The sequence below is a fragment of the Deltaproteobacteria bacterium HGW-Deltaproteobacteria-18 genome (assembly GCA_002841885.1).
GTDB lineage: Bacteria > Desulfobacterota > Desulfovibrionia > Desulfovibrionales > Desulfomicrobiaceae > Desulfomicrobium.
The window spans coordinates 85525-103872 of the sequence record PHBE01000011.1 but is presented as its reverse complement, the minus strand read 5'-3'; the positions used below and the strand labels follow the sequence as shown (position 1 = coordinate 103872).

The following is an 18348-nucleotide window of genomic DNA, read 5'->3' as shown; positions in this document are numbered from 1 at the left end:
CGGGATGTGCATCCCGGCCATTTCTTGTTTGAGTTGTATTTTGCGGCCGCTAGGTGCCCGGCGGCAGGCCGAGCAGAGTGATACCTTGGGCGTTGGCAAAATCAATCGCCTTGCCCTGTTCGAAAAAGATGCATCCGCCTGCCTCGAAGGCCAGGCAAGTCGCGCCGACATCGGCCATGGATTGCAGGGTCTTCAGGCCGAAGGCAGGGAGATCGAGCCTTTTGTCCTGGGTCGGCTTTGGGCGCTTTACGACCACCGCGCCGGAGCCGCCAAGCTGACCGCCGCGTTTTATGGCGGCATCCGTGCCTTCAATGGCCTCGACGGCCAGAACGATTTTTTCCCGCACTACCAGACACTGGCCTATGTCGAACTGGCCCAGAGATTGAGCCAGCTTCCAGGCGAACTCCACATCCTCGCGTTCGGTTTGCGTAGGTTTTCTTTTTGTCAGGATTCCTGCAGGAGCCAGCAGGTCAGGCGAGTAATGGTGCGGGGCCACGACGATGATGCCTTCGCGTTCCAGTTCGGCAGTCAGTGCGCGCAGCAGGACGTCATCCCCTCGGGCCTTGATGGAAAAAAGAAGCCTTGCCGCCCGCCAGTCAGGACGAAGATCAAGAGCCTTTGGTTTGTTGATGGGGCCTGCCATGACCACGTGCGTGACATGGTTTGCGGTGAAGAAATCTATAAGCTTGCCGAGTTGGCCAAGTTTGAGCCATGAGAAATTGTCGCAGTGGGCTTGAAAGGCTGGATCGGTATCGGAAGCAAATCCGACACCGATGACGCGTTCGCCGCGCTCTCTTGCCGTAGTGGCCACGGTGATGGGAAATGAGCCGCCGCCAGCGATTATGCCAAGCGTTCTGGTCATGGCCTGTCTAGATGCGTTCAGGCGTGATGGTGCCTCGTTTGCTGCTGCGGATGAAGTCGAGGAGCTTCATGACCTGGGAGAAGTTGCCAAGCTCCGTCTCGACCTGCTGCATGACTTCATTGCGTTCCTGATTGGAGCGCCATATCAGCTTGTAGGCGGATTTCAGGGCATGAATTTCCTCCGAGGAAAAACCATGCCTGCGCAAACCGATGAGATTGAGCCCGCGCAAGGTAGCGCGCTCGCCGACGGCCAGCATGAAGGGCGGCACATCTTGGGCCACGCCGGTTTTCCCGCCGATGAATGCGAAATCGCCGATGTTCACGAACTGGTGCACGGCCGAAAGACCGCCCACGACCACTTCATTGCCCACGATCACATGTCCGGCCAGGGTTGCGGCGTTGGCCAGGACGTTGTTGTCTCCTACCACGCAGTCGTGCGCGATGTGGGAGTAGGCCATCATCAGGTTGTCCGAACCGACCCGGGTTATGCCGCCTCCGCCTTCGGTGCCGCGGTGGATGGTCGAAAATTCGCGGATCTTGTTCCGGTCGCCGATGACGAGTCTGCTCGCTTCTCCGCCGAATTTGAGATCCTGGGGCTCACCTCCGACGCAGGCCATGGAGTGGACATGGTTTCTGCTGCCAAGGGTTGTGAAGCGTTTGATCTGGGCTCCGGCGTCGATGACCGTCTCGTCACCGATGTGAACTTTGTCCTCGATGACCGCAAAAGGGCCGATCGTGACTCCGGTGCCAAGGTACGCTCCGGGATGAACTACTGCTGAAGGGTGAATGTCAGTCTGCATCAGTCCTCCCTGGGTACTACGGAAGCGGTCAGGATGCCTTCGGCCACGACTTTGCCATCGACCATGGCCTTGCCGTTGGTCTTCCACATGCTCATCTTGTGACGCTCGTAGGTAACGTGCAGGTGCAGTTGGTCACCTGGGAACACGGGACGGCGGAAGCGCACTTTCTCCATGCCGGTGAACAGAAATATCTTGCCTACGGTATCCGCCGGCGGAAGGCTCTTGATGACCATGATTCCGCCAGCCTGAGCCAGCGCTTCAAGAATGAGCACTCCGGGCATGACCGGGTAGGACGGAAAGTGACCCTGAAAAAAAGGTTCGTTGATGGATACGCTCTTGATGGCGTGTACGGATTTCATGGGCTCAAAAGAGAGTACCCGGTCCACCAGCAGGAAGGGATAGCGGTGTGGAAGCAGATCCAGAATGTCACGGCTTACAATTTCGCCATTCTCAGGTTTGTTGATCATGTCATTACCCTTTGTTCGCGAGTTCTTCCCGGAGTGCGGCCAGTTCCTTTTCCAGTTTGCCCAGTCGCCGCTTCATTTCCGGCAGCTTGGGCATTATGGCCGAGGCGCGCAAGAATGATCCGTGAGACATGACCGGAATACCGCTCAGGTCCTGGCCCGGAGGCACGTCCTTGCCTACGCCTGATTTGGCGCCGATACGGCATCCGTCGCCAAGGTTCAGGTGTCCGGCGACGCCGACCTGACCAGCCAGAATCACGCCGTCGCCCAGGGTGGTAGACCCTGCGATGCCGACTTGCGACACGATGATGCAGTTTCTCCCTAGCCGGACATTGTGGCCGAGCTGGACCAGATTATCGATTTTGGTGCCCCGTCCCACGCGGGTTTCACCCAGGGCGGCACGGTCTATGGTCGTGTTTGCCCCGATTTCGACGTCATCTTCGATCACGGTCCGGCCAATCTGTGGAAATTTTGTCATTCCGGAGGCAGCCTGGGCAAATCCGAATCCGTCACTCCCAAGCACCGTTCCGGCATGTAGAATGACCCGCTTTCCGACCAGCGTGCCGGCCATCAGTGAGCAGTTGGGATAGATTATGGTGTCTTCGTCGACAACGCAGTCCTCCCCGAGATACGAGCCGCTGAATACACGAACCCTCGCGCCGACCTTTGCCCCCTTTCCGATGTAGACAAAAGGGGCAATGGCGGCGCTGGGGTCGATGCTTGCGTCATCGTGCACAGAGGCCAGGGGGCTGATGCCTTCAAAAGATCCCTGCGGTTTGGCAAAAAGCTGAACGGCTCGGGCAAAATCAAGATAGGGATTGGAGCTGATCAGGCAGGGTTTTGAATCCAGGGCCTGATCAGCACTGACCAGAACTGCACCTGCGCCGGTTGTTTCAAGTTGCGGCGCATATTTGGGGTTGGCCAGAAAGGACAGTTCTGACGCCGACGCATCAGCCAGAGTGTTGACCCCGGTGATCTCGATGTCATTGCCCTTCAGGGTTACGCCCAGACGGGATGCGATTTCGGTAAGAAGCATTGCCGGCCCTGTTATTTGCCGCGCATGGCTTTGTTGAGTTCTGCGAGGATGGCGTTTGTGAGATCAACACTCTCCTGTCCGTAGATCACGCCACTGGCCTGTTTGTCGAAGATGGCCGTGTATCCGTTTTTCTTGCCGTAGCTCTCGATGACTTCCAAAAGCTTGTCGATGATGGGCTTCGACAGGCTCTGTTCGGCCTGCTGGAGCTTGCGCTGATAACTTTGCCCCATGTCCTGGAAGTCACGTACCTTGCGCTTGTACTGCGTTTCCTTGTCCAGTTTGGCTTCCTGGCTGAGCATCATGGACTGCTTCTGAAGCTCGTCTTTGAGGGTGTCCAAAGTCTTTTTCTGGGTATCGAGGTTTTCCTTCATATCCTTGAACTGGGACTTGAGCTGTTCCATGGCCTTGGAACCAGGGTCGGACTTGGCGATGACCGCCTTCATATCGATAAAACCTATTTTGGTTTCAGCCCCGGCAGTCAGGGCCAGGCAAAGCACTAAAAAGATTGTCAGGGTAAATGCACGCATGGAAAACTCCTCACCAATAATGTGTAATTTGATTTGATGTTAAAAGAACTGTCCAACTGAAAATTCAAAGCGGCCTTTTCTATCATCATCAACTTCGACCGTGTCCAGAGGGTAGCCATACTCAAGACGCAGCGGACCCAGAGGCGAGTACCAGCGCACGCCGGCGCCGACGCTCTTGTAAAGGTCCATGTCAACAGATTCGTCATCATCCCAGGTCTTGCCGGCATCGAAGAAGAGCAGTCCCACGATGCCCATCTCCTTGTGCAGCGGCACAAGATATTCAGCGTTGAAGAAGAAGCTCTTGTTTCCGCCTTTCTCGTCACCTTCATCGTAGCCGTCCTGGCCTTCCTGATTGTCGTAGACGGGTGAGATGGTTCTCTCCTTGTAGCCGCGAACCGAATTCATGCCCCCAAGATAGAAGCGCTCGAATGGCGGAATGCGGTCGCTACCGTTCTCCATCACGTATCCGGCCTGTGCGTGCAGGTGGATGATGGTTTCAAGGAAGATCGGAAAATAATGGTTGGCGTCGGCAATGTACTTGACGAAATCGTCATCGCCGCCAATCAGCCCGCCGGCGTATTCAACCGAGAACTGGTGGGTGATGCCCTTGCTGGGGTTTATGCGTCTGTCCGTCGTGTCGCGCTTGATGGATGCATACAGCGCACTGGCCCAGTTCTGTCCTTCGATGTCTTTGATGACCTTGTCCGCGTCATCGTCAATGTCCTCGATCGTGTAGCGCTCAAGCCGGTAATTCCAGGACAGGTTGGTATATTCCCCAAGCGGGTATCCGAAGAGCAGTTTGGCGCCCATGGACTGCTTGTCGTAATCGGAATACTCGTTCATCGCGTTGTAGAGACTCATGCCAACTCCCAGGTCCGTGTCGTCGTAATGGGGGTTCCAGAATGTGGCGGTGTAGTCGGCGGATTTTGAACTGATGGTGCCTTTGAATCCAAGCTGGTAGCCCATGCCGAAAAGATTGCGCTCCAGCACCTGGCCCGAGAAGAAAACCTGTGAATAGCTGGAATATCCCACGCCGGCGGAGAACTGTCCCGTGGGTTTCTCCTTGACCTTGACGCGCAGGTTGAGGGCGCTGGGGTTGGCCGTGGGTTCCGGGGTGATCTCGACGGTCTCGAAGAAATCGAGCCTGTTGAGTCGGGCATTGGATCTGCGCAGCAGGGAACCGTCAAAGAGGTCGCCGTCGACCAGTCGCATCTCGCGGCGGATGACGTTGTCCCTGGTCTTGGTGTTGCCCTCGATCAGGACACGGTTGATGGAGATCTTGTTCCCCTTGGACAATATGTACGTGATGTCCAGCGTCTTTTCTTCCTCGTTGCGTGCCATGTTCACGTCGGCTTCCGCAAAGGCATATCCGAAATTGGAGTAGTGCTCCACGAGTTTCTGGAGGTCGGAGCGCAGGACTGACCTGTCGAAAAATTCTTTCTCGCTGGCCAGTTCGTCGAAGGCGATGACGTTGTTCAGGTCTTCGGGGGTGGCGATCATCTCGCCTTCATATTTGACGGAGGCCACCGTGTAGCGATCGCCTTCCTCGACCTGGAAGGTGACGACGATGCCGTCATCCATATAACTGACTTCAGGCTGGCCTACCTTGGCGTTCAAAAAGCCGCGGTTGCCATAATAGGCTTCCAGGGCGGCCGCATCGCGGTCCAGGATTTCTTCCCGCAGTACACCCGTCCCCGTTATCCAGGAAAACATGCCGCGTTCGGTCAAGGCCAGTTCGTCCTTGAGATCGGAGGGGTCGAGCTGTTTGGCACCCTGGATGACGATGTCCGTCACGTAGAGCTTCTTGCCTTCCTTGACAATGATGTTGAGCCGAGCGCGCTTGGCGTCGGCCTGAGTCAGGGTGTAGTCGATCTCGGCGTTGTAGAAGCCGTCCTTGCGGTACAGCTCGCGTATCTTGCCCATGTCGTCAGCCAGAACCCGTGGATTGAGCACCGCGCCGGTCTTGGTGGCGATGGTGGCCAGCAGGTCGTCGGCGTCAAGTTCCTCCGCTCCTTCGACACTGATGGCCGAGATGAGCGGTTTTTCCTTGACGTTTATGATCAGGAGCTTGCCTTCGGAAGTGTCTTCCAAAACGATGGCAATGTCGTCGAAATATCCAAGTTCGTAGAGGCTCTTGAGCTCCGTGTTGACGGCTTTGGGATCGTAGACGTCGCCGGGCTGGATCTTGAGCCGCATGAGCACCACGTCGTCATCGAGGATTTCGTTTCCGCGCACGTCAATGGACGCGATCCGATCCTTTTGCTGCACGCCGGTCTGGATCTTGGCAGCGGTTTCTTCAACGGCTGGCAGGATGTTGATCACGCCTTCCTTGACCACGAAAAACGGTTTCGGCTCACGGACGCCGAAGGCCTCCACAAGCCGGGTGTCGATGCTGATGGTCTCGCCGACCTGACTGAAGCTGCCGTATACGGCGTAAGCTGCCCCGGAGAGTAGCGCCATGTCCCTGGCGACTCCAAGGTCCAGATACTCGACCTGCTGTTCCTGCAGGAGGCGCATGGTTTCCTCTTGCGGGATCACCTCCAGCCCCATGGCCGTCAGGCGATCCTGAAGCAGCTTGGGCAGGCTCTCTTCTAGATAGGCCAGGTCCGGCGCCGCGTTCACGGCAAACGGCAGCACGATGACCTTTTTCGCCGGTTCGGCAAGCCCGGGATGGGCACTGAAGAGACTCAGGAGGACGATCAGACACAGGAGGGCATTACGTTTCATACAATTCTCCGGAACGCAGCTCCAATGTGCGGTGCATGCATTGGGCAAGTTCAGCATTGTGGGTAACGACGACCAGGGTGACTCCCTGATCCTTGTTCAGATGCAATAAAAGATCGTTGACTTCCCGACCTGTCCGTTCATCGAGGTTCCCGGTAGGTTCGTCGGCAAGCACCACGGCGGGTTCGAGCAGAATGGCCCGGGCGATGGCCGCCCTTTGTCTCTCTCCCCCGGACAGGGTGGTTACCCTGTGATGGCGTCGATGCGCAAGCCCCACCCTGGACAGCGCCGCGTCGGCCTTTTCCAGGGCCTGACCTCGGGCCACGCCGCCGATGATGCCAGGCATGGCCACGTTTTCGCGTGTCGAGAACTCGGGGAGCAGGTGATGGAATTGAAAAACAAAGCCCATGTTCCTGTTGCGGATGCGGGCCCGTTCTTTCCAGCCAAGGGTCGAGATGTCCGCTCCGTTGAACAGGATGGAGCCGCTCGAGGGTACATCCAGCGTGCCCATGAGTTGCAACAGCGTGCTTTTGCCGGACCCCGAGGCCCCGACAATGGCCAGGGAATCTCCGCTGAGCACGGTCAGGTCGACACCGGAAAGGACGGTGATGGTTTCCTCACCCTGTTCGTAGGCTTTGCCGACGCCTTGCAGGCGATAGACTTCACGCATAGCGCAGCGCCTCGGTGGGGAGCATTTTGGCGGCCTGGCGGGCCGGGTACAACGTGGCCAGAAAGCACAGCGCCATGGCCGCGATGGCGATGAGGGACATGTCGAGGAGCTCTATTTTCACGGGCAGATGATCCAGATAATAGACATCCGCAGGAAGTTTGATGAACTGGTATTTTTCGAGCAGGGAGCAGATCGCAAGTCCCAGCCCAAATCCGATGCTCGTTCCCACGGCGCCTATGAGCGAACCCTGTAGAATGAAGATGTTGCGGATTTGCGGGGGGGTTGCGCCAAGCGCCATGAGCACGGCGATGTCCTTGGTTTTTTCCATGACCATCATGACCAGGGTGGTGATGATGGAGAAGGAGCCAACCAGCACGATCATGATCAAAATGACAGCCATGGCCGTCTTTTCAAGCTTCAGCGCCGCAAAGAGGTTCTGGTTCATCTCTATCCAGTTGCGCGAATAAAGGGGAAATCCGCCCAGGGCCCGGACCAGCGCTTCCCCGATCTTCTGCACGCCGTCTATGTCCGAGACCTTGTATTCGATCCCGGTCACGAGATCTCCATCAAAGCCCAGGATTTTCTGGGCTTCGGGAATGGATACGAAGGCCAGGGAGGAATCGTATTCGAACATGCCCGAACTGAAGATGCCGACAACGTTGAAAAAAACGATCTTCGGAGAAAACCCGGCGGCGGATTTTTTCCCGCTCGGGGCGAGCAGGCTGACCCTGCTGCCGATGGCAAGGCCCAGCCGTGACGCGAGCTCCTTGCCGATGACGATGCCCGGGATGTCGCCTGTGTCGGCGAGGTCTGCAAGGCTGCCGTTGATCAGGTCCTTTTCGACGGACAGGACTGTCCCGGCACTTTGCGGGTTCACGCCGCGCAGCACGACGCCTTTGACCCCCGCGGGTGTGGAGAGCATGACCTCGTAGTAGATGAACGGCGTGGCGGCGACGACGCCGTCGACCTTCAGGCTTTTTTGCACAAGACGATCATAATCGCCGATGGTCTGTTTGACCGAGCCGAGGATAAGGTGGGAGTTGATGCCCAGAATCTTGTCGCGCAGGTTGTCGCTGAAGCCGTTCATGACCCCGAGGACCACGATCAGCGAGGCCACGCCAATGGCCACGCCCAGCACGGAGATGAGCGAGATGACGGAAATGAAGGCCTGCTTGCGCCGGGCCAGGAGATACCGCAGGGAAACGAACAATTCAAAGTGCATGGGTTCTCGCTCTGAGAGGCCGGTGTCGTACCGTGCCTTGGCTCGATCGGATCTATCCGGCGATTTCGGGCCGTAGCAGCGGGAAGAGGATGACTTCACGGATGGACGGAGAGTCCGTCAGCAGCATGACCAGCCGGTCAATGCCGATACCCTGTCCGGCAGCCGGGGGCATGCCGTATTCCAGGGCGCGGATGTAGTCTTCGTCCATGGCGTGAGCCTCGTCGTCACCAGCGGCTTTTTCCCGAACCTGTTCCTCGAAGCGATCTTTCTGGTCATACGGATCGTTGAGTTCGGAAAAGGCGTTGGCCATCTCCTGTCCGCAGATGAACAGCTCGAATCGATCCGTGATTTCGGGATTCTGGTCGTTCTTGCGGGACAGGGGGGATATGTCTGTCGGGTAGTGATAAATGAAATGGGGCTGGATCAGCTTGGGCTCGACCAGGTTGTCAAAGAGCTTGGCCTGGAGTTTGCCAAGCTTTTCCTTGGGATGCACGGTTTCACCCAGTTTCTGGGCCAGATCCTTGCATTTGTCGTAATCGAGGTAGATTTCCGGGGATACGCCGCCGATTGTTTCCAGGGACTGGTGAAAGGGCATGCGCACCCAGCCGTCCTGAAGGTCGATGATATTGCCCTGATATTCAACCAGATGGGTTCCGCAGACGGACTTGGCCAGGGCGCAAAGGAGTTCCTGGGTCAGGTCCATGAGGTCTACGAAGGTCGCATACGCCCAGTAGAATTCGATCATGGTGAATTCTGGGTTGTGACGGGTGTCGATGCCTTCGTTGCGGAAATTGCGGTTGATCTCGTAGACCCGGTCAAATCCGCCCACAAGCAGGCGCTTGAGGTAAAGCTCGGGAGCGATGCGCAGGAAAAGGTCCATGTCCAGGGCGTTGTGGTGCGTGCGGAAGGGCTTGGCCGTGGCGCCGCCGGCGATGGGCTGCATCATGGGCGTCTCGACTTCCAGGAACCTGCGTTCGTTCAAAAAATCGCGGATGAACTGCACGATGGCCGTGCGCTTGCGGAAGATGTCGCGAGCGCGGTCGTTGACCAGCAGATCCACGTAGCGCTGCCGATATCGCGTTTCGACATCCTTCAGGCCGTGGTATTTTTCAGGCAGCGGACGCATGGATTTGGAGAGCAGGCGGACCTCGGAGGATTTGACGGTCAACTCTCCGGTCTTGGTGCGAAAAAGGGAGCCGGTGACGCCGACGATGTCGCCGATTTCGAATTTCTTGAATACGCCGTACTGTTCAACTCCCAGGTCGTCACGCTGGGCGTAAACCTGAATCTTGCCGCTGGTGTCCTGAAGATGGAAAAAAGTCGCCTTGCCAAAGGAGCGATGAGCCATGATCCGGCCGCTCAGGGCAAAGGTCAGGCCTTCCTGTTCAAGGACGCTCTCGTCCTTTTCGCCGTGCGCCTCGAGAACGTCGCCAATTTCCGCGGAGCGGCGAAAATCATTGGGATATAAAGGGATGCCCGCATCAAGCAGGAATTGCGCCTTTTCCTTGCGGTGGCGCAGCAGCTGCTTTTCGCTTGGGGCATTGGTCTGGTCTTTTGTCAAGGAAAGTCTCCGTTTCGGGAATGATAGCGTCAAACAAACAAATTTGGGTATTGGAAATTGGACCTGTCGTCAAGAAAAGTCAATGCCCGGGAGTTGGCGCTAGATCTGGAAATCCGCTGGTTTGGAGTCTCTTCGCCAGGATTGCCCCGTTCCCGATGACCATTTCAGCCGGCATGTCGATGCGCGTCAAAAGCCGGGTCAGGGCGCTCATTTGCTCGTCCGGGCTGAAGAGGGGGTAGTCGCTGCCGAAGAGAATTCGCGCGGGATCGTGTCGCTTCAGGATTGCCTCGAATGTCGAAGCCGGGACCACTCCCGGACAGCAGGACGTATCCATATATAAATTACGCCCCGCGAGATGGGCGAGGGTCTCTTCCCAGAGGTAGAGTCCGCCCAGATGCGCGGCGATGACCTCAAGGCCCGGGAAATGTTCCAAAATCATGGCCAGTTCGCGTGGGCGGGACAGGGTCGTGCCTCCTTCCCTGACCGGACCCATGTGGATCATGATCAAAAAGCGCCCCTGCGCCGCTTCCCAGACAGGGTTCCATCGGGGAGAGTCCAGCCCGATGCCGCAGAGGTCGGGGTGGATTTTGAGGCCCCGGATGCCGTTTCTTTCCAGGCGGTCCAGTTCTGACTCCCAGGCCGGATGGTCCGGGTGGACAGTGCCCAGGGGAATGAGCCGGGAGTGCGTGCGGCGCAGGGAAAGCATCCAGGAGTTGGCCGGAATCATCTGGTCGGGGCGCAGGGCGGCGGTGAAGCAGAGCGCATGGGACAGGCCGGCGCGGTCCAGGTGCTTGAGAAGATCCTCGGCCGAGCCGTCTCCGGCCGGACTCAGCCCGAGGTCCCGCCCAATTGCTGCGGCAAGTCTGGGCGCTATTTTCGGAGGGAACACATGGGTGTGGCAGTCGATCATGCGTCTCTAGCCGAACAGGGCCGAGAGCCAATCCGGAATACGGACCGGCTTGCCTTGGGCATTGACCACTGCGTGCTGGGTCGACCCGCGGGTCAGGACCGTGCTTTGGTCCGCATTGGTGATTTCATAAGCAAAGTTGAGGCTGGCTCGCGACTGACCGGCCAAACCGGTGCGGATATGGATGATCTCGTCGTAGCGTGCGGGAGCGAGATAGCGGCACGTGGCTTCGCGCACCGGCAGGAAGATGCCGCGCTCCTCCACGGTTGAGTAGCTGAACCCAAGGCCACGGATCAGCTCTCCCCGGCCGCGTTCGAAGAGGTGTAGATAATTTGCGTAATAGACCACGCCCATGGCGTCGGTTTCGCCGTAGGAGACTCGGTGGGCGAGCCAGCACGAGGGCTGTGGAAAGACCGTCTTCATGCGCCTTGTTCCAGGCAGAAGGTCAGCAGGTCGCGGCCCTCAGGGAGGAAAAGGCCCGTGCCTTGCGCCGTGTCTTCATTGAAGACGTCGGGTCCGTCGGCTTTTGGATCCAGCGTTCTGTAGACCAGGAAGGGCACTGCGTCCTCGGTGTGCGTCCGCCGGACGACGGGGGTGAAATGATCGCAGGTGACCACGATGGTGGCATCCTCATGAGCAAGAGCCGCCAGCACCGGCGCCACGATGCGCTGGTCGAAAAGCTCGATGGCGCGCTTTTTCAGTTCCGCGTCTCCCATGTGTCCGCACTCGTCCGGGGCTTCAACGTGCAGGTAGACAAAATCGCCGTGCTTCAGAAAATTCAGCGCAGCCTCGACCTTGCCTTCGTAATTGGTGTCAATGAGGCCGTTTGCGTCCTTGACCTCCAGCACGTCCATGCCCGCTGCCCGGCCCAGCCCCTTGACCAGGTCCACGGCCGAGACCACAGCTCCGCGCAGGCCGAAGCTGTCGGTAAAAGCGGGCAGGGCCAGCGGTCGTCCCTGTCCCCATGGCCAGATCGATGTGGCTTTGGAGGTCGTGTCGCCGCGCAGATATTCGTGAGCCGCCCGCATGAATGCGAGCATTTCCGGAAAGGTGGCATAGGCCTTGAGGTCCTGGGCGATGTTCTGGTCCAGGATGTCGTGGGGGGGGCGGATGGGCAGCTCTGCCGCTTTGGTCAGCGCGCCGTCTCTTTGCACCAGAAGATGACGGTACTGGATGCCCTGGACAGGCTCAAAAGGACCGTCCTCGGCCATCTCGGCCAACCGGGCGATCAGGGGGGCGGCCGTGTCGGTGCTGATGTGGCCGGAGGAATAGTCCTGCATCACCCCTTCATCCGTGAGGTGGGTCAAACGGACCAGGTTCATGCGCCAGACCAGATCATCCCGGCCCAGGGTCAGTCCCTGAGCGGCGGCCTCGATGGGACCGCGTCCGGTATGATGAATTCGCGGGTCGTAGCCCAGCAGACTCATGTTGGCCACGTCGGAGCCCGGGGGCATGCCATGAGGAACTGTCTGGCACAGGCCGCAACGGGATTTGGGAGCCAGAAGGTCAAGCGTCGGGGTGCTTGCGGCATGCAGGGTGGTGCGCCCTCCCAGGATGTCCAGGGGCCACCCGGCCATGCCGTCGGCAACCAGAAAAACGATTTTTGACATCAGATGATCCTGTAGTGCACCGGCGGATCGAGCACAAAGCTGAATTTCTTGATGGTGTCCAGGGCTGCGGTAACATTTTGCATCTGTGCGGAGTGACTGATGAAAACGATCGGAACCCCGTCATTGGGTGCGTACTGGCGCTGCACGACCTGGGCGATGCTGATGTTGTACTCGCCCATGACGCCTGCGATGGAGGCCATGACGCCGGGGCGGTCAACCACCGTGAATCGGAAATAGTGGCGGAACACGGTCAGTTCGGGAGCCAGAATCTGCGCATGAGGCAGCCTGGCTTCCAGGAAGCCCGTGTTGTTGGGCACGCAGTTGGTGCGGGCCAGGGCCAGGATGTCGGCCAGCACGGCGCTGCCGGTGGGCAGGTCACCCGCGCCCTGTCCATAGAGCATGACTGGTCCCACGGCGTTGCCTTCGAGCAGTATGGAATTGAACGGGCCGTCGACCTTGGCCAGAATGTGGTCCTGGCGCAGAAGGGCCGGGTAGACCCCGGCATGCAGCATGCCGGACTTGTCGCGGACCTGTGCCAGGAGCTTCAGGCGGTACCCGAATTCCTTGGCCAGGATGATGTCGAACTGCTCGACCTTGGAGATGCCTTCCACCGTGAGCTTGCTCATGGGGTAGTCCAGGCCGTAGGCCAGCCGGATGAGGATGACCAGCTTGTGGGCCGCGTCGATGCCTTCGATGTCCAAAGTCGGATCGGCTTCAGCGTAGCCCTTGGCCTGCGCCTTGCCCAGCACCGTGGCGAAATCCTCACCCTTTTCGGACATTTCGGACATGATGAAGTTGGCCGTGCCGTTCAGTATGCCGGTCAGCGCCTTGATGCGGTTGCCGGCCAGGCTCTCTTTGAGGGTCTGGATGATGGGAATGCCGCCGGCGACGCTGGCCTCGTAATAGAGTCCGAGGTTTTTGCTGGCCGCCAACTCGAAAAGCTCCGGACCGTGCTCGGCCAAAAGCGCCTTGTTGGCTGTGACCACGGATTTGCCGCTGCCGAGGGTCCGGGTGATCAGGGTTCGCGGAAATTCGATGCCACCGGCCAGCTCGACGATGATGTCGATTTCCGGATCGTTTATCAGATCGTCCATGCTGGTGGTGAAGGTCGTGTCCGGGGATGGGATGACGTTTCTGGGTTTGTCCAGGTCGCGGACCATGATGGTTTTGACCTTCAGCGTTTTACCCAGTCTGCGTTCGATCCAGTCGTTATTCTCCTGGATGATCTTTATGAGCCCGGAACCTACGGTGCCAAGGCCGGCCAAGCCGAGATGGATGACAGAGTCTTTCAAGGAATTCCTCCACGCCGCAGCATTGAGAAAAAGTTTGTGGAGCCAAAAAAAAGCTATTTGCCGTATCCTTCACGCGCTGTCAAAATGACAAAGCATGTTAAACCGGGTCATTTTTTGTTGACGCCCCATGTGCTTTTGGATAACTAGCCACTTCTTCAATGAACGGAGAGGTGGCCGAGCTAGGCTGAAGGCGCTCGCCTGCTAAGCGAGTATAGGGGCTTAAACCTCTATCGAGGGTTCAAATCCCTCCCTCTCCGCCATTCCTTGGAGGGTTGGCAGAGCTGGTTGATTGCACCGGTCTTGAAAACCGGCATGCCTTTGCGGGCATCTGGGGTTCGAATCCCTAACCCTCCGCCATTTTTTCTTCATCCTATCGGATTTACGCAACATCCTCGAATTGCATTAGCTTTTGCTTCCAAACTGTCCCACAACGATGTACCACAGGGGCATGGAAACAATGGCAAAATGTCCAGGCGTTAGACGCCGCAAAGGGACCACCCACTGGTGGTTCCGGCGGCGCATTCCTCAAGATCTTCTCAATCATTATTATCCCAAAAAAGAAATCACATTCAGCCTTGAGACTGCCGACTATCGGACAGCCTGCGAAAAGGCCCGGATGGAATTCGTCAAGCTCGACCAAGAGTTCACCGAGGTCAGGGCAAAGCTCTCCGCTGAGATCCGTACGGAGATTTCAGCCGTTGAGATTGACCGCCTTGCCTTGATGCTTGAGCACAGCATGCTCAAGGCTGACGAAGAGATCCGGCAGGACGGCCTTGATGATGAGTACTTCGACTGGTTGCAGCAGAAGCATCACGAGCAGATCACATCTTACAAACATGCCTTGGCCCGTGGGAATGTCGCTGTTGTTGCTGACGCTGTCGAGGACTGGCTCATCAACCATGGCGTGTCTCTGGATCAGTCAAGTGATAGCTTCAAGGCTCTGGCCTATAGGTTTCTGAAGGCCGCTGTTTTGGCGTCAGAGAAGCAGGGCCGGAGATTCCAAGGGGACGTGGTTGATACACCACCACGGCCAGCAGGGGAGCTTTTCCCGGTGCTTCCATCTGCCCCTGACCAAGTCAGCGATGACGGGAAGCTCAAGCTCTCCGGCCTGTTTGAGAAGTGGGCAGAGGAGAAGCGGAGGACTTCTTCCGAAGGCTATCTGGAGGACAACCGGAAAAGCATAGACCGCTTTATCGAACTTCACGGAGACATGCCCGTTGAGCGGATCACCAAGGTCCACGTCAGGGACTTCAAGGACGCCATGCTCAAGGTTCCTGTAATCATCCGCCTTGCCCACAAGTACCGCACCTACACTGTGCCCCAGCTTCTTGAGCTTGGAGAGCAACAGCCCGACCTGCCCCGGCTTTCCCCCAAGACCGTCAATGACAAGCACATGAGCGCCATTGGGGCTGTGCTGAACTGGGCCGCTGTGAACGGCTACATCGAGAACAACCCGGCTGCCGGTATCAAAGTCAGCATGAACAAGGCTGCTCCGAAGGCACGTCTTCCGTACTCCATCGACGATCTGAACATGATCTTCCGGTTCCCTGTCTTCACCTCTGGGGAACGCCCAAAGGCCGGTGGCGTTGAGGCTACCAAGTGGCTGCCCCTGCTGGCTCTGTTCACAGGAGCACGGTTGCAGGAACTCGGAAGGCTGACCACGGATGATGTGAAGGAAGAACGTGGAATCATTTTCTTTGATCTGACTTTTGCCGGGACAAAGACTGCCAGTGCAAAACGCATGGTCCCGCTTCATCATGAGTTGGTCCGCCTAGGCTTTGTGGCGTACGTGAGAGGGCGGCAGGCTGAAGGCGGCGGTCCGCTGTTTCCTGATCTGAAGTCAGGGCAGAGCAGTCCCACGGAAAACTTTACCAAGTGGTGGGGCAAGTATGCCCGGAAGCACGGTATAGCTGATCCAAGGAAGGTGTTTCATTCCTTTCGTCATACTGTTAAGGACGGATTCAGGAATTCCGGGGTCTCCAAGGAGTATCGGGATCTCCTTCAAGGACATGCCCTGCCTGGGGCTGGTGAGATATATGGAGAAGGAGCCAGTCTTGAAGTGCTGGCAAGAGAGATGGAGAAGCTATGCTATCCGGAGTTAAACTTGGGGCATTTATATGTTTTAGGTGTTTAAAAAAATTGGTGACCCACTGCTGGCGCAGAGGTCTTGTGAAGAAAAAAGCTTTTATTTGTGATGGGTTGTGGTCGCGATGTTGTTGAGGTGATAGATGCTATGGGCGAAAGTAATATTTCAGTTTGATAGATTGACTTTGATCGTGAAATGAGCGATGGCCAAAAAAAATCAGCAATTTCAGCACATAATGTGTTGTCCGGTTATTTATGTGTCAGTTAATGGCTTGCTTATTAACACATTGGGTATAAAATGAAGTTTGATAGTTCGTCTACATTAAGTGCTATGGTGTATGGTGTGCATTTTGATACTCCAAAATATATGCTAGCAAACTGTTTTAACGAAATTATTGATGCTTTTTACTTGATAGAAGATGTCGATGTTAGACTCATTTCTCATAAGTCTGATGCTATTGTTGTAAAGATTGATAATTTTGCAGTTCATATAAATGTAAAAAATATTGTTATTTCTAGCTCTATATTTTTTCATAAAGAGTTGGCTGATCATTTCAAGGACAAAAAGACTGAAAGGATATCATATCAAGACTTTTATGGCGATCTTTTTGATAAGCAGAGTGTGCTTATTTTAAGCGGACCTGATTATAAAAATTATACTAAAGATTTTATAAAATCCTCTGTTGAATTTTTGGAACTAATTTACAAGATATGTGGCCATCTTTTTCCTAAGATAAAATTTGTCGGACTTGTCGAGTATCATTGCTTAAAATTAGGGAATGATTTCGAATGGACCCTGTATAAAAAGTATGACTCTGGCGCGGCCTTAGAGGGCTGGGTTAATAAAGAAAAAAAGACTCATAATAGATATGAGTTTGATGATAAAGATGGAAGTTTCAGGTACTTAAATTTTGACATAGCGAACTCTGAGGTTCGTTCTGAAAATATTTGTCCTACAATTGGTGCTGTATTCGACTATCAAATAGTACCGAAGGTCCCGTGCAGTTTTGAAGAGATTGGGACGCCAAAAGACATTCTTTCAAATTTGCGGGTAGAGTTGGTTAAATTACAAGATAGCGCTGAACTTCTAAAGGTAGTAAGAAGAAAACGTGAAAACTGAAAACATAACATCCGATATTTATGCTGCTTCTACAGGTAGTCGTGTTTGTAATTGTGACGAGTCTGGCGACGCACTTACTGGTGGCTTGAAGGCGTTGGCCGGGAAAACTATTGCTGTAGCTTCAGCTGTCGTTCCAACAATTGCATTAGTAGGGGCGTCTTTTGGTGTTCAGAGTGGGGGGGTCGTGAGTGCCTACGATGCAAATTCTAATTTTGCAGATAAATGGGAGGGGCAGATATATAATAAAATATCTGTAGCTTCATTAAAAATTGAAAAGCAAGAATTTGTAGAAAGAGGTGAAGTTGTCGGTTATACAAAGGATTTAATGGGGGATTACTCAGGTGCAAAAATAATTAGTGTCATTGATGGAAAAGAGGTTCTTATAGAGCGGTCTTTCTCGTGTCTTGGTTGGAGGCCAGTACTGCATGATCATGTGATGATAGAGGGCGTTGAGCGAAATGGAAGAAAGAAAATAAAAATATTTAAGGCTAGAAAAATTAATTTAGAAAATGATAAAGGGCTTAAAGATTTGATAATGGCGCTTTAAAATGGCGTTTACAGTATTGAGCTTTAATGTTGCGCTGGGTGATTCCTATATCATTAAGACTGGCGAAGGCGAATTTGCTAAGTACAGTATCGTTGATTGTGCGGAAGTATCGAGGAGCGTCCCTGTCGTTGAGTATTTGAGAAGTCATAATATTGTAAACATTGAATCTGTTTTCATAACTCATTATCATGCAGATCATTGTTCTGGAGTTCCAGTTCTTCTAGAGTATATTCGATCTTGTAATGGCACATTGAATTATCTAGTCACTCCTTATTTGCCAGATCGTGATGAAATTAGGCTTAATTACTTTGCTCGCCTATACCCTGAGCAGCAAAAGTCTTTGATGCAGAGTATTCTTGGTAGTATTTGCTCAAGTTGTTCTGTTTTGAAGAATTGTGAAGGAGATCCAACGATAAGGCTTACTAGGTCGCATCAGGGCAACAAAGCAGGGTGTTGGGACACTTTTTTGCATGAAGGTCTCGATTTTTCTTTTGTCTCTCCAAATTCCACGGAAATAGAAGAGCAGATTCGCTCTGCAATGAACCGGAAATCCAAATTTTCTGGAAATCTCAATAACACAAGTTTGGTCATGATGATTCGCGAAGCTGGTTCTGGATCTGTATTCGGCCTATTCGCTGGTGATTATGCAGGTAAGATGTGGAGAACTGTAGCGAATAGAGTTCGTGCACTGTCTGATAATCAATTTTGTACAGGAGTGCGTTTTCTTAAATTTCCGCATCATGGATCTTATACCCCGCAAGTTGAAAAATTTCTGGTCGATTCGATAAGTCCAGACACGTTGTTTTTGGCTTCCCTGAGTTGTCCTTGTCAGTCGGATGATCATCCGAATCTAAAAACTTTGCAATATTTGAAAGATAAGTTTCGAAATGTTGATATTGCTTGTACAAATTTGACGAGCTAT

The 18348-nt window shown here is 54.9% G+C and carries 16 protein-coding genes and 2 tRNA genes; 5 read left to right on the top strand and 13 right to left on the bottom strand.

What is annotated here, in order from left to right:
* Window positions 1-49 precede the first annotated feature (49 nt).
* The 13 genes from CVU60_11550 to CVU60_11490 form a co-directional block, all read right to left on the bottom strand.
* On the bottom strand, window positions 50-862 hold the full coding sequence (locus CVU60_11550) for a DUF1009 domain-containing protein (protein PKN41365.1): 813 nt from the start codon (window positions 860-862) through the stop codon (window positions 50-52).
* A gap of 7 nt (window positions 863-869) precedes the next feature.
* On the bottom strand, window positions 870-1661 hold the full coding sequence (locus CVU60_11545; protein ID PKN41364.1) for an acyl-[acyl-carrier-protein]--UDP-N-acetylglucosamine O-acyltransferase: 792 nt from the start codon (window positions 1659-1661) through the stop codon (window positions 870-872).
* Complete coding sequence (fabZ, locus tag CVU60_11540; protein ID PKN41363.1) at window positions 1661-2128, bottom strand: 3-hydroxyacyl-[acyl-carrier-protein] dehydratase FabZ; 468 nt, start codon at window positions 2126-2128, stop codon at window positions 1661-1663. The genes CVU60_11545 and fabZ overlap by 1 nt, the downstream gene beginning before the upstream one ends.
* 4 nt (window positions 2129-2132) lie before the next feature.
* The gene (lpxD, locus tag CVU60_11535; protein ID PKN41362.1) at window positions 2133-3161 is read right to left on the bottom strand and encodes a UDP-3-O-(3-hydroxymyristoyl)glucosamine N-acyltransferase; all 1029 of its coding nucleotides are present in this window, start codon (window positions 3159-3161) and stop codon (window positions 2133-2135) included.
* Between the two features lie 11 nt (window positions 3162-3172).
* Window positions 3173-3688, bottom strand: coding sequence for a molecular chaperone Skp (locus CVU60_11530; GenBank protein ID PKN41361.1), 516 nt, complete (start codon window positions 3686-3688; stop codon window positions 3173-3175).
* 39 nt (window positions 3689-3727) lie between these two features.
* A complete protein-coding gene (gene bamA / locus CVU60_11525; GenBank protein ID PKN41360.1) occupies window positions 3728-6415 on the bottom strand; it encodes an outer membrane protein assembly factor BamA in 2688 nt (895 codons plus the stop codon).
* Window positions 6405-7082, bottom strand: coding sequence for an ABC transporter ATP-binding protein (locus CVU60_11520; protein ID PKN41359.1), 678 nt, complete (start codon window positions 7080-7082; stop codon window positions 6405-6407). The genes bamA and CVU60_11520 overlap by 11 nt, the downstream gene beginning before the upstream one ends.
* A complete protein-coding gene (locus CVU60_11515; GenBank protein ID PKN41358.1) occupies window positions 7075-8304 on the bottom strand; it encodes a lipoprotein-releasing system transmembrane subunit LolC in 1230 nt (409 codons plus the stop codon). The genes CVU60_11520 and CVU60_11515 overlap by 8 nt, the downstream gene beginning before the upstream one ends.
* A 52-nt stretch (window positions 8305-8356) precedes the next feature.
* Window positions 8357-9865, bottom strand: coding sequence for a lysine--tRNA ligase (gene lysS / locus CVU60_11510; protein ID PKN41357.1), 1509 nt, complete (start codon window positions 9863-9865; stop codon window positions 8357-8359).
* A gap of 79 nt (window positions 9866-9944) precedes the next feature.
* Complete coding sequence (locus CVU60_11505) at window positions 9945-10775, bottom strand: amidohydrolase (GenBank protein PKN41356.1); 831 nt, start codon at window positions 10773-10775, stop codon at window positions 9945-9947.
* 6 nt (window positions 10776-10781) lie between these two features.
* Window positions 10782-11195, bottom strand: a complete 414-nt coding sequence (locus CVU60_11500) for a thioesterase (GenBank protein PKN41355.1) — start codon at window positions 11193-11195, stop codon at window positions 10782-10784.
* The gene (locus CVU60_11495; protein PKN41354.1) at window positions 11192-12382 is read right to left on the bottom strand and encodes a cofactor-independent phosphoglycerate mutase; all 1191 of its coding nucleotides are present in this window, start codon (window positions 12380-12382) and stop codon (window positions 11192-11194) included. The genes CVU60_11500 and CVU60_11495 overlap by 4 nt, the downstream gene beginning before the upstream one ends.
* The gene (locus tag CVU60_11490) at window positions 12382-13674 is read right to left on the bottom strand and encodes a homoserine dehydrogenase (GenBank protein PKN41353.1); all 1293 of its coding nucleotides are present in this window, start codon (window positions 13672-13674) and stop codon (window positions 12382-12384) included. The genes CVU60_11495 and CVU60_11490 overlap by 1 nt, the downstream gene beginning before the upstream one ends.
* A gap of 164 nt (window positions 13675-13838) precedes the next feature.
* Here CVU60_11490 and CVU60_11485 point away from each other — a divergent pair.
* From CVU60_11485 to CVU60_11465, 5 genes are all read left to right on the top strand, one after another.
* Window positions 13839-13934, top strand: a tRNA-Ser gene (locus CVU60_11485).
* A gap of 6 nt (window positions 13935-13940) precedes the next feature.
* Window positions 13941-14031: transfer RNA gene (locus CVU60_11480), tRNA-Ser, on the top strand.
* A gap of 76 nt (window positions 14032-14107) precedes the next feature.
* Window positions 14108-15808 (top strand): hypothetical protein, encoded by a 1701-nt coding sequence (locus tag CVU60_11475; GenBank protein ID PKN41352.1) that lies wholly within the window; start codon window positions 14108-14110, stop codon window positions 15806-15808.
* Between the two features lie 282 nt (window positions 15809-16090).
* On the top strand, window positions 16091-16879 hold the full coding sequence (locus tag CVU60_11470; protein PKN41351.1) for a hypothetical protein: 789 nt from the start codon (window positions 16091-16093) through the stop codon (window positions 16877-16879).
* Window positions 16880-17204: 325 nt separating this feature from the next.
* On the top strand, window positions 17205-17426 hold the full coding sequence (locus CVU60_11465; GenBank protein PKN41350.1) for a hypothetical protein: 222 nt from the start codon (window positions 17205-17207) through the stop codon (window positions 17424-17426).
* Window positions 17427-18348 lie beyond the last annotated feature (922 nt).